Raw genomic sequence first — 12451 nt, 5'->3', positions numbered from 1 at the left:
ACTTAAAATTTAAAAATTATAATTATAATATATTACTAATTTTAATATTATAATAGTGAATTAATATGGTAGACATAACACAAATTATGAGATTTGATGAATTATCATCAAAAAGTAGTCCAATACATAATCTAGAAGGACGAATTAAATTAATTTCAATTGTTTTCATAATACTAGTTTGTGTTATCTCCAAAGAACTTTTTATACCAATAATATTAGAAATAATGCTATTGATTATCTTAAAAGTAGCTGATTTATCATATATAGATTCTGCTAAAAGATTATTAATGTTACTGCCCTTTGGTGGAGCAGTAATAATATTTCAACCTTTTATTCAACCGGGAAATATAATCTGGAGTTATTCATGGATACATATTACTGACTTTGGACTCAATTGGGCAATTTTACTATTTATTCGTATGATTGTCTGCTTAACTGCAATAATCATTTATTCATCAACAACACCACTGCAGGAAATGGCAAGTTCGTTTAGAAAATTAAAAATGCCTAGAGATTTAGCAATGATTCTATCAATCATGGTAAGATTTTTATTTTTATTTGTTGATGAGTTAGGATCAATTAGAAAAAGTCAAAAATCAAGAAACTTCAGCATACACTCCAATAATACACCGTACAAATGGAGAGTGAAACAGGTTGGATACACAATAGGAATGATGTTTTTAAAATCATATGAACAGGGAGAACGTGTTCACAAAGGTATGGTCAGTCGTGGATTTTCAGATGCGTCCGAAATGTTCGATGAAAAGAAACATCTAGAAAAAAGCGATTATATGTTTCTAATTTCAATAATAGTAATAGTATTAGTGCTTGAAATTATTATATTCAAATATAGTGGACAATTAGGTTACATTGGCCAAAACTTCTCAATTAATTAGGTGACATGAATGGAACAAATTCATTTAGAGACAAAAAATTTATCTTTTACATATCCCGATGGAACTAAAGCATTAAAAAATATTAATATACAAATTAAAAAAGGAGAAAAAATAGCAATTATTGGACCAAATGGTGCTGGTAAATCCACTCTATTTTCTCATTTTAACGGTTTAACAGAACCTACATCTGGCCATGTTGAAATTGATGGTGAAAAGATAATTTTTAATCGTGAAGAACTGCTCAAAGTAAGACAAAAAGTAGGAATCGTATTTCAAGATCCAAATGACCAGTTATTTGCACCTACTGTTAAAGAAGATGTTGCCTTTGGACCAATGAATTTAGGTCTTGATTATGATGAAGTTAAAACTAGAATCACTGAATCATTAGAAATGGTTGGAATGAAAGGTTTTGAAGATAAAACTCCTCATCATTTAAGTGGAGGTCAACAAAAAAGAGTAGCTATTGCAGGAATTATAGCAATGAGGCCTGAAATCATGATTCTTGATGAACCAACAGCAGGTCTTGATCCTGAAGGTGTTGATAAAGTATTAACTATTTTAAATGACCTTAATAGTGAAGGTATGAGTATTGTAATATCCTCACATGATATCGAAATGGTAAATCAATTTGCAGATAAAATATTTGTATTATATGATGGAGAGATAATCGCACAAGGTGATAAACATCAGATATTTTCAGATAAAGAATTAATAAAAAAAGCCCACTTAAGACCTCCAGTAACAACAGAAATACTATATAAATTAAAAGAAAACGGACTTGATGTTGATACTGAGAAAATAACTGTTGATGAAACAGTGAAAGAGATTTTAAATACTAAAAAAATTAAATAGAATCTGTTTTTGATTCTCTTTTTTTAAATCTATTTTTTAATTTTGTTATAAATTCAAATTCCTGGTCTAATTCAGGAGAGTTACCAAATCCACAATTTGGACAGTGAATCTGATTACAGTTATGCTTTCCACAACCAGAACATCCTCTGTTTTTTAATTCTTTTTCATCGAATTCAAAACCACACATTCGACATTTCATAAAAAACACCATTAAAAAAGTGTAAAAAATATAAAACATTGAAGTTATTCCACTTCAATATTTCCAGCTTCTTCTTTACGAAGACAAATATCATAACCTTTTATACTCATTTCAATAGGATCGCCTAAAGTAGCTACTTTTTTAAGAGTAATTTTAGCTCCTTTTACAAAGCCCATACTCAATAAATGTCTTCTTAAATTCACATCCCCGGTATTATGATATCTAACCAAAGTTACAGTTTCACCAGGTTTTGCATCTTTTAAGGTTTTCATAATATCACCAAATTCAAAAATAATTTTTAGGCATACAAAAAATTTATTAATTGTTATTTTGTAACAAGACATATATAAATATTTTTAGTCATGACTAAAAATTTAAATTAATCATCCTCCTTAGGAATTTTAACTCCTCTAATTCCCGATCTGCTTCTCATAATTACCACCTCCCAATATATTTATACATTCTAATTATTTAGGTATACCTAAAAATTTAAAAATTTTAAAAAAAAATAATGCTTTAAAAACATTATTTTTAGGAATCCCCCATTATCCAAATCCTAATAGTAAACCAACATTATAAATCAAGAATGAAACTATATATGCTGTCACTAAAGTAATACAACACATGGTTAATGCCCATTTATAACCATTGGTTTCATTTTTAATTGCACCAATAACCGCCACACGTGGAGTATACAACAAAGTAAATGCCATGAATGAAAATCCAGACAAAGGAGTAAATGAATTTTGAATTAAATGAGTGATTCCCTCTTTATCATCCTCCTCCATACCTGCAAGAGTACCGAAAGTAGATACTACAACTTCTTTAGCAGCTAAACCTGAAAGAATAGCTACTGCAGCTTGCCAAGTTCCAAATCCTAATGGTGTAAATATTGGAGCAATTACTGTACCAATCATACCTAAAAGACTCATTTGAGGATCACTACCTCCCCATGGGAAAATATTCTGTAATGCCCACAAGAGAATGGAGAAGAATAGGATAATAGTTCCTGCTTTTTTAAGGAATCCTTTTACTTTTTCCCAAGTGTGCAGTAATGCTCCTTTTACAGAAGGCACCTTATAAGTCGGAAGCTCCATAACAAATGGTGTGGATAATCCCTTAAATAATGTTCTTTTAAGAATAGCTGCAACAATAAGTGCTACAACAATACCTAACAAGTAAATTGCAAGTAATACATTACCACCATTATCAGAGAAAAATGCTGCTACAAATATTGCATAAATAGGCAATCTAGCTGTACAAGACATGAACGGAACAAGCATCATTGCAAGCATACGATCCCCCTCGTTTTCCATAGTCCTTGTAGCCATAATAGCTGGTACACCACAACCAAATCCTAAAATCATAGGAATAAAAGCTTTTCCATGAAGACCAACAATTTTATGCATAATCTTATCTAAAGTAAATGCTGCTCTTGCAAGATAACCACAATCTTCCAATACACTTAAGAATAAAAACATTAGAGTGATAATCGGCAGGAATGTAAGAACACCACCTACTCCACCAATGATACCATCACAAACAAATGAAGCTAATAATCCCTCACCAAGGAAATTAGATACCCATACACTTAATGAGGTAAATAGTTCACTAATAATATCCTGGAAAGGAGCACCAACTGTAAATGTTATCTGAAACATTAACCACATGATAATTATGAATATAAATGGAGCTAAAATTCTATTAGTTACAATTTTATCAATTTTATCAGTCATAGTTTCCTTTTCAACATTAGGCTTACTAACCGCTTCAGCTACCAAACCATCAATAAATGCATATCTTGCACTTGCAATGACCTCCTCAGGACCTTCTTTATAAACATCATACAAATGTTTACTTACTTTATCCACTTCAACCATGATTCTGGATCCTTGAGAAGAATGTTGGACTTTATCTATAACAATAGTATCTTTTTCTAATAATTTCACCGCAGTCCATACTGATGGCACATTTAATAATTCATCATCTTTTTCAATAAATTCCTGAATTTCAAATAAATGACCTTTAATATCATTATTATATGATAGTTTTTCACTTGAATCTTTCGGATTTGCAGCTACTTTTTCAATAGTACTTAATAATTCCTCAAAACCATCTTTTGTTTTTGCATTAATTTCAATAACTGGAAAACCTAAAAGTTCACTCATTAAATCAATATCTATAATATGATCTTTTTTTCTTGCAAAATCATTCATATTAACTGCCAAAATTAAATTGGCACCTAACTCCATCATTTGAACTGTTAAGTATAAATTACGTTCTAAATTAGCAGCATCAACTACATTAACAATAACATCAGAATCATCATCCACAATAAAATCCCTAGAAACAATTTCTTCCATAGAATGAGCACTTAATGCATAATTACCTGGTAAATCAATGATATCATATTCATATTCGCCATGATCAAAATGACCCTCAGCTCTTTCAACAGTTTTACCTGGCCAATTTCCAACATGTTGGCGCATCCCAGTTAATTGATTGAATACAGTTGTTTTACCCACATTAGGATTTCCCGCTAATCCTACAATTAATTTTTTCATCAACAACCTCCTTAGTTAATTAATTAACCAATATTTAATTTTTAGGTTAACCTAAATAATACATTATTTTTACTTCATCTTATTTAAATATTTAGTTGTATCAAAAAATTTATATATAAATAATAACTATTGTTATATATCTTAGTTTTTATCCAGACTAATATAAGAAAAAATTAGGTACACCTAAAAAAAATACAAATATTTATATATGATAAAAACAAAGTTTAATACAAGTAACACATTTAGGCATGCCTAAACATGTTGCTTTAATAAAACATTATTAATTTAAACAAATAATGTAATCTCAAAATATACATATCTTAGTATTAAATTAGCTTACACAATTTTCTAATTTAATACAGAAAAATTATCTGCCAAAATTTTTCAAAAAAAATATTAATTGGTGTTGTCAACCTCAATTCAACACCAATTATCTCTCTTTTCTTAAGGTCCTTCACCATCATAGGTTGCAGGATCATCATAAATCTCTTCATCCCAATAGGAATATTCAATATAATCATCTATTTCTTGATTTAAACCCCAATTATGATTATCATAATATGTATAAGGATTAAAATTAGTAGTCTCAACAGTGATTGATTTAGTTTTCTTTGCGGGTTTATAATGAGAATCACCATCGAATTTAACATCGACTTTATACTCACCCACAGAATATTTTAACTTAATTTCACCATCGTATGGTTCATATCTCCACTTATAATTACCAAATTCATCAGTAATATTATAATGAATAATTCCTCCACTTTTAATATCTCTACCTTTACTGTCAACAAGTTTTATTACAATATATTCCTTATTATTTATAGGATACTCATCAGTAGTGATTTTTACTTTAACCTTTTCCTTTGCAAACACCGGTCCGGACAATGCAAAACAAATACAAATAATTGCTAAAATAATTATAATTTGTTTTTTATTCATAACATCACCACACTTTATAAGATAATTTATTACAAATACTATTTAAATATTAACTAAAAAATATATTAATCACTTATATAGGTGAAAACTATGATTAAATATGAAAACATAATTAAAAAATCACCATTTATAACAAATCATTTAATTACATTAAATAAAACTCATGATTTTTACATTAATAAACACATTAAAAATGAAACAGACATCCAACCAAGCCAGTATTATATGCTAATGTTTTTGTATCATGAAATGGGAACAACCCAATCAGATATTGCAAAAGCCTGTTTGATGGATAGAAGTGGCGTTTCAAGGGCATTTAAAGATTTTGAAGAAAAGGGATTGATTGAAAGAAACATCAATGAAACTAATAAAAGAGAATATAAATTAAAATTAACACAAAAAGGTAACAAAACTGCTGAATTCTTAATCCAAAAGGAAAAAGAATGGGACAATATGATTTGCGAGGAACTAAACATATCCCACGATGAGTTACTTAATTTATTATCAAAAATTTCTTTAAAATCCCTAGAATTTAATAGAAAAAAATTCTAATATGATAATTACCATCAAGAATAACATTAATACCTAGAAATTATTCCATTAAAACAAAGTAAATATTAAAAATATAATTCATTATTTTTTAATTACTTAAACAAAGTTTAAATTACATTTTGATTAATTAATAGGCATGATAGAATTAGTAATTGCTTGTTTTATAGGTATATTAATTGGAACGACTACAGGACTTATCCCTGGAATACATGTCAATACCACTGGTGCAATAATGTTTGCATCATCTGGTTTATTATTAACACAAGTTTCACCAGAATTTCTTTGCGTATTGATGGTTTCTATGTCAATTGCTCATGCACTAATCGAATTTGTACCATCAATGCTTCTCGGAGTCCCTCAAGAGGGAACTGCAACATCAATACTTCCAGGACATAGAATGGTTCTAGAAGGTAGATCCAAAGAAGTAATACGAATCGTATCTGTAGGTGGCTTTGGAGCAATACTTGTTACTATATTAATGCTTCCAATCTTTTCAATTATTTTGCCATTTTTACATGAAACTTTAAAACCATACACTTGGATAATTCTTCTTGTTGCATCAATTTATTTAACCTATAGCTTAACGGCAAATTTTAGGGATTTCTTATGGTCATTGATTTTGTTTATATTATCTGGAATCCTAGGTTGGATTTTGTTTCAAAGCCCAATAACTTCAGGAGTTACATTAATGTGTACATTTTCAGGTCTTTTCGGAATAAGTACCATTCTATTTAGCTTAAATGAATCATCAACTCTCCCACACCAAAACCCATTTTATGAACTAAACATAGATTATAGTAAATTTAAAAGTATCTTTGCAGGCGGAATAACAGGAGCAATACTTGGATTTCTTCCAGGATTTGGACCGGCGCAAGGAACTGTAATAGCTCAAGCAGCAAGTGGAACTAATGACAATGAGGATGAAGATACTGTTAATTTTTTGCTTGCAACATCAGGACTTAATATTTCAGATTGTTTATTTTCCCTAATAGCAATTTATATTATTGGAAATCCCAGAAGTGGAATCGCTGTTTATATGTCTTATCTTATTTCAGAAATGAATATAAATCACTTGTTGATTTTTATTTTTGCATCTCTACTTGCAGTGTCAGTTTCACTTGCATTATCTCTAAAATTAGGAGATTCATTTTCTAAATTAATGGAAATGGTAAATTATAAGAAACTGTCTATTAGTGTCATTATACTCCAAATTGTGATACTATATATCTTCATTTTTTACTATAATGCACCTGTTGGTTATATGACACTCGCTTTAATCACTTCAATTGCCCTGGGGATGTTACCTCATTACATTGGTGTTGGAAAATCTCATTTGATGGGTATTTTAATAATTCCCGCCATTGTGATTTATATGAAAATGTTTATTTAATAACTAGATAATTATTACATTATCAGCTATTTTTTCTGCTTTTTTTACAATTTCTGAAGTATCTACACCTGGAAATGCATCAATTACACATAAATCAACATGACCAACATCTAAATCCTCAAATGATTCATTGAATATTTCAAATCCCTTAAAAATACTATTAATTTCTAAATTTTTTCTCAAATTTTCAATCATTTCAGGATTTATATCATTAAAAATTACTTTTTCAAATCCATATTTTAAAAGATAAATTCCTAATGCTCCAAGGCCACACATCCCATCAATAGCTGTTCCATTATGGATATTGTTATTTTTAAGATAGTTATGTAATCTCAATAGTTTCTCTTCAGTAGTCATTGCAACTTCTATATGATGTTTGGATTGATTTTTTACTAAAATAATTTTGTCCTCAAGTAATGTCCTCATAACATTAATTTGCTCATCATCACCTACAAGTATTTCAAAATGATTAATTTCAGAATTTTTATCAAATTGCCCAATATTGCTTTGAGGACTCCCTTTTAAGACACATTCAACTTCTGGAACCTCCTCAAATAATCGCATAGCAATATCCTTATTAAAATCCTGATGGAGCAATATCAAAGTATTTTCACCAATGAATTGAGGATTTAGATTACTATAATAAAAACTAGACAACGGAACTGGAGAGTTACGTCTCAGTGTGGCTTTTTCTGGAACTATTTCTTCCTCAATCATTATTTTTAAAATATGACTCATCACAATATCGAGTGGTCTTTTGCCACATTCACATTTCATGTAACTTCCATCAATCTTATCAAAGTCAATTAACTCTTTTAAAGGAGAAAATTTTTTAATTTGAACATCCCTACAGTTTTTACAATAATCTAATAATTTAATCTGCTCATCTAAATCAATCATATGAAACACCACAACTGTATAATGTTTTATTATTGCCTTTTAATAACTATTTTGACATCAAAAGTAATAAAAACTATATAAATAAGTATTACTAATGTCTAAATATGATTATAAATCGCCATTGGTGAAAATATGAACAATAACGATATAATACCACAATATGACATAATTAAACAAGAATATACACCCAATGAAAAATTATTGCTTAAGGAAATTAGAGAAAAATTAGTTGATTTAGCTATATCAACCGGAGAAAACTTTCAAGTAAATAAACAAAAGCTATTAAATAATATTAAGGGATTTTTATTTGAACGATTAAATGAAAACCAACAAAATGACAACATTACAAATGAATATTTAGATAACTTATCTCAAAAGTTACTCAGAGATATTATAGGATATGGAGAAATTGATCCATTAATCCAAGATGATGATTTAGAAGAAATTATGATAATTGGGACAAATAAACCAGTATTTGTTTACCATAGAGAATATGGAATGATGAAAACCAACATAAGATTTGATAACGAACAGGAATTAATCGATTTAATAGACACAATTGCAAGACAGATTAATAGACGTATTGACCAGGAATCACCAATTTTAGATGGAAGGTTAATTGATGGATCAAGAATTAACGCCACAATACCACCAATCTCAGCAGATGGTCCATCTCTTACAATAAGAAAATTTAGAAAAGATCCATTTACAATAATTGATTTAATAAAATCAAAAACCATATCCGTTGAACTAGCAGCATTCTTTTGGCTATGTTTTGATGGACTAGGAGTTAAATCCGCCAATGCAATAATATCCGGAGGAACAAGTTCAGGGAAAACAACAACACTTAATGCTCTTTCAGCCTTCATCAATCCCACAGAAAGAATAATCACCATTGAAGACACACTAGAACTTCAAATTCCCCACGAGCATGTTATAAGGATGGAAACTAGACCGGGAAATGTTGAAAATAAAGGTGAATTGACTATGGATGACCTAGTTAAAAATTCCCTAAGACAACGTCCAGATAGAATAATAGTTGGAGAAGTAAGGGCAAAGGAAGCAATTACATTATTTACAGCACTAAATACTGGACATTCAGGATTTGGAACTCTCCATTCAAATGATGCAAGAGAAACAATAACTAGATTAACTAATGAACCCATGTCTGTACCAAAAATAATGATTCAAGCTATTGATTTTATAATAATGCAAAATAGAATTTACACACCATCAGGAGTCTCTTTTAGAAGAATTAGTGAAGTAGCTGAAATAGTTGGAGTTGAAGAGGGAGTTGTTCAGCTGAATAAAATATTCCAATGGAATCCTGAAACCGATACAATTGATAATATAGGCATAAGTAGTAGAACACTATCCCAAATTGCAAATTTAAGCGGAAAGTCAGTTAATGAGTTACATCATGAAATAGAAAATAGAGAATCAATTTTGAAACACATGGTAGAATATAATATTCGCTCCGTTGAAGAAGTAAATGGTGTTTTAGAATTATATTATAAAAATCCTCAAAAAGTTTTGAGTAACATCATATGAATTAGGTGATTAAAATTTTAAAAGAATTTTTCATAGCCATTGGAGACATATACCTTTCCTCCATTGGATTTCTTAAGAATTTATCATTTAACCAAGAAAAAAGACAAGAACTTAACCAGAATATAACTCAAAAACTAAATTTACAGCAGAATATAACTCCACATGATAACGAAGAAACCTCCTTTGAGAGAATTAGAACATTATTAATTCATTATTTAATGAATAAAATAATAATTGGAATACTTATCACAATCTTTTTTATGATTGCTTTATTTATAAATTTAGAGATATCAGGAATATATTTTGTATTAATTCTAATGACATACATATTTGTGATTTATTATCCTCAAATTCAACAACAAAGAAACTACTCCGATATAAATCAAGAACTACCATACGCCTTAAGACACATGGGTATTGAACTAAAATCAGGAAAAGGACTTCATGATACATTAAGAACAATTAAAAATGCAAATTATGGATCTCTTTCGCAAGAATTTAACAGAGTTTTAGAAGAAATTAAATTTGGTAGACCAACAGAAGAATCTTTACTCGAAATGTCTGCTAGAATTAAATCCGAAGGATTATCACGAGCAGTACATCAGATTATTAGCACATTAAGAGTTGGTGGTAATTTATCCAATAGCTTAGATATAATTGCTAAAGATATTTCTTTTGATATGCAAATTAAATTAAAGGAATATTCTCAAAAATTAAATTCATTTATATTAATTTACACATTTATTGCGATTTTAGCACCTGTAATTAGTCTAATAATGTTAATGGCAGGTTCAACTGTTATGGGAGATATAATATCCTCAAGTTTATTGATTGTAATCTATGGATTATTCTTCCCATCAATTGTGATTTTTATGGGAGTTTTTATTAAAAAATTAGAACCCAAAATTTGAAAAATATGAGTTATATAAACAATGAATAAATTATAGTTTAAAATGTTAAAATAAGAATTAAATCCAAAAAATAGCAAAAATAAAATAGATTAGGATTATTTAAATAATCCTACATTAATCTTCCAACACCAGTAATTTCAATACTAGCTACACCCTCAATAGCTTGAACCATTTCTTCAACAGGTTCAGATCCACCTTCACCATCTTCAGTGATGAATTGTAAGATAATAGCAACTAAACCAAAAGCAATTGGTTCTTCAGCAATCTCGTGGAGTTTAGCACCTTCTGGCATTGAACTTTCGATAGTAGCTTTAATAGCTTCTAAATCAACATCAGGACTGTCAGGCATGATTTTCATAGTAGTTAATACTTCACCCATTCTAATTCCTCCATTTTAAAAATCTATGGTCCTTCAAAGCCACATTCACATTTGTAAGCATGACCGAAGGTACGACATTTTTCACATCTTGCAATTTTTGCTCCACAAATAGGGCATTCGAATTCAACAAATGCACCAGTTAATGGAATTTCTTGTTTACATGAAATGCATTCTACAGTTTTCATTTTTAATCACCTATTATTTTTGTGTAATAGAAGTTATAATCAGTTATATTATCATCTATTAAAGATAAAACCCTTTCAGGGTACTTCCCATTCACAACATAACAATTAGTCCCGAACTTTAATAAAAGAGATGGCAACATTACATCAATTGATGACTCTTGAGAATTTAGTAAAGTTTTTGCATCAATTTTACTTATGAATGTTGAACCTGGCTCTTTAGGTTCTTGGGTATATATACCATTTACATCTGTTACTATTAAAAGGTTTGCATTTAGAAGGTGTGAAATATAAGCTGCAATTGAATCTGAAGTTACATCCCATGAACATTCAAAAGGATCTTCATCTCTTAAAAATTTTGAAACTACAAAAATTGGTGTAAAACCATCATCAGAAATATTTTGAACATCCTCAATTGAATATGCTAATTTTGTAGAGTCAATTTTATCATTGACAAGCTTAGCAATTATATCCATGCAATCTATAGCAGTCCAGTGATTAACTTCTTGTGAAAAATTAATTTCAGAGTCATATTTACGAATAAGATTTGCAAATTCTCCTCCACCTAAAACTATAAGTGAATCCGTATTTTCTAATTTTTTTACCAATTTTATTGCATAATTTGGAAATAAACTTCCACCAATTTTAACAACCTGTTTTATACTCATGATTACAACCACGTTTAATTGAAAATATCCTCCATTAAATAGATAGTTATTCTATAAAAGTTTTAAATCTCCAGTTATCTTGTCAATTATTTCATCCTCATCAGGACCAAGTGCTAAAACTGTAACACTTGAAGTAGGTATTTGAGTTCTTCCAGCATCAACTACAAGATAATTAGGAACCTTATTAATATCTGCTAATTTTTTAAGTTCAGTTAATTCTTCTAAAGTTTTAACTTTTAAAACAACCTTAGCATAAGCTTCATTTTCCCATTTTCTAATTTTATCAGGTGAAGCTTTCTTATAAGAACCAATAGAACCATGACAGCATTGAGCAGCTATTTTCCCCTTACCCATTTTTAAATCTGTTCTAACAATCATAACTTGTTTCATGATATCATTATTACATATTTAATTTACATATTAAAAAATTAACCTATTTATTGTAAAATTTAATTAATAATAATT

The 12451-nt window shown here is 29.1% G+C and carries 15 protein-coding genes; 6 read left to right on the top strand and 9 right to left on the bottom strand.

What is annotated here, in order from left to right; genetic code table 11:
- Window positions 1-65 precede the first annotated feature (65 nt).
- Window positions 66-896: a cobalt ECF transporter T component CbiQ gene (gene cbiQ / locus ACR0P1_RS06465; protein ID WP_432645587.1), complete on the top strand. Its 831-nt coding sequence runs from the start codon at window positions 66-68 to the stop codon at window positions 894-896.
- A gap of 9 nt (window positions 897-905) precedes the next feature.
- Window positions 906-1748 (top strand): ATP-binding cassette domain-containing protein, encoded by an 843-nt coding sequence (locus tag ACR0P1_RS06460; protein ID WP_432645586.1) that lies wholly within the window; start codon window positions 906-908, stop codon window positions 1746-1748.
- Here ACR0P1_RS06460 and ACR0P1_RS06455 read toward each other — a convergent pair.
- The 4 genes from ACR0P1_RS06455 to ACR0P1_RS06440 form a co-directional block, all read right to left on the bottom strand.
- The gene (locus tag ACR0P1_RS06455; RefSeq protein WP_432645585.1) at window positions 1741-1947 is read right to left on the bottom strand and encodes a hypothetical protein; all 207 of its coding nucleotides are present in this window, start codon (window positions 1945-1947) and stop codon (window positions 1741-1743) included. The two genes, ACR0P1_RS06460 and ACR0P1_RS06455, sit on opposite strands and share 8 nt — an antisense overlap.
- Before the next feature lie 44 nt (window positions 1948-1991).
- Window positions 1992-2219 (bottom strand): FeoA family protein, encoded by a 228-nt coding sequence (locus ACR0P1_RS06450; protein WP_432645584.1) that lies wholly within the window; start codon window positions 2217-2219, stop codon window positions 1992-1994.
- Between the two features lie 273 nt (window positions 2220-2492).
- Window positions 2493-4511 carry a ferrous iron transport protein B gene (feoB, locus tag ACR0P1_RS06445; protein WP_432645583.1) on the bottom strand — a complete coding sequence of 673 codons (2019 nt, stop codon included), beginning with the start codon at window positions 4509-4511 and terminating at the stop codon, window positions 2493-2495.
- A gap of 444 nt (window positions 4512-4955) precedes the next feature.
- Window positions 4956-5453 carry a hypothetical protein gene (locus ACR0P1_RS06440; protein ID WP_432645582.1) on the bottom strand — a complete coding sequence of 166 codons (498 nt, stop codon included), beginning with the start codon at window positions 5451-5453 and terminating at the stop codon, window positions 4956-4958.
- A gap of 90 nt (window positions 5454-5543) precedes the next feature.
- Here ACR0P1_RS06440 and ACR0P1_RS06435 point away from each other — a divergent pair, with 90 nt between their 5' ends.
- Entirely contained in the window at window positions 5544-6005 is a 462-nt protein-coding gene (locus ACR0P1_RS06435) for a MarR family winged helix-turn-helix transcriptional regulator (RefSeq protein ID WP_432645581.1), read from the top strand.
- Window positions 6006-6141: 136 nt separating this feature from the next.
- Window positions 6142-7395 carry a tripartite tricarboxylate transporter permease gene (locus tag ACR0P1_RS06430; protein ID WP_432645580.1) on the top strand — a complete coding sequence of 418 codons (1254 nt, stop codon included), beginning with the start codon at window positions 6142-6144 and terminating at the stop codon, window positions 7393-7395.
- Between the two features lie 3 nt (window positions 7396-7398).
- Here the strand turns inward: ACR0P1_RS06430 and ACR0P1_RS06425 are convergent, their stop codons facing one another.
- Window positions 7399-8295 (bottom strand): SAM-dependent methyltransferase, encoded by an 897-nt coding sequence (locus tag ACR0P1_RS06425; RefSeq protein WP_432645579.1) that lies wholly within the window; start codon window positions 8293-8295, stop codon window positions 7399-7401.
- A 132-nt stretch (window positions 8296-8427) separates the two neighbouring features.
- Here ACR0P1_RS06425 and ACR0P1_RS06420 point away from each other — a divergent pair, with 132 nt between their 5' ends.
- Complete coding sequence (locus ACR0P1_RS06420) at window positions 8428-9846, top strand: CpaF family protein (RefSeq protein WP_432645578.1); 1419 nt, start codon at window positions 8428-8430, stop codon at window positions 9844-9846.
- Between the two features lie 5 nt (window positions 9847-9851).
- Window positions 9852-10757 carry a type II secretion system F family protein gene (locus ACR0P1_RS06415; RefSeq protein WP_432645577.1) on the top strand — a complete coding sequence of 302 codons (906 nt, stop codon included), beginning with the start codon at window positions 9852-9854 and terminating at the stop codon, window positions 10755-10757.
- Between the two features lie 109 nt (window positions 10758-10866).
- Here the strand turns inward: ACR0P1_RS06415 and ACR0P1_RS06410 are convergent, their stop codons facing one another.
- From ACR0P1_RS06410 to pth2, 4 genes are read right to left on the bottom strand one after another with little or no spacing between them, the layout of a single operon-like run.
- Complete coding sequence (locus ACR0P1_RS06410) at window positions 10867-11136, bottom strand: elongation factor 1-beta (protein WP_432645576.1); 270 nt, start codon at window positions 11134-11136, stop codon at window positions 10867-10869.
- Window positions 11137-11159: 23 nt separating this feature from the next.
- On the bottom strand, window positions 11160-11321 hold the full coding sequence (locus tag ACR0P1_RS06405; protein ID WP_432645575.1) for a zinc finger domain-containing protein: 162 nt from the start codon (window positions 11319-11321) through the stop codon (window positions 11160-11162).
- 2 nt (window positions 11322-11323) lie between these two features.
- Window positions 11324-11980 (bottom strand): delta 1-pyrroline-5-carboxylate synthetase, encoded by a 657-nt coding sequence (locus ACR0P1_RS06400; protein WP_432645588.1) that lies wholly within the window; start codon window positions 11978-11980, stop codon window positions 11324-11326.
- A gap of 57 nt (window positions 11981-12037) precedes the next feature.
- The gene (pth2, locus tag ACR0P1_RS06395) at window positions 12038-12376 is read right to left on the bottom strand and encodes an aminoacyl-tRNA hydrolase (RefSeq protein WP_432645574.1); all 339 of its coding nucleotides are present in this window, start codon (window positions 12374-12376) and stop codon (window positions 12038-12040) included.
- Window positions 12377-12451 lie beyond the last annotated feature (75 nt).

The organism is Methanobrevibacter sp., from assembly GCF_050872065.1.
Classification (GTDB): Archaea; Methanobacteriota; Methanobacteria; order Methanobacteriales; family Methanobacteriaceae; genus Methanocatella.
Note: the sequence above shows the minus strand (reverse complement) of the source record. Positions and strands in the feature narration are given on the sequence as shown.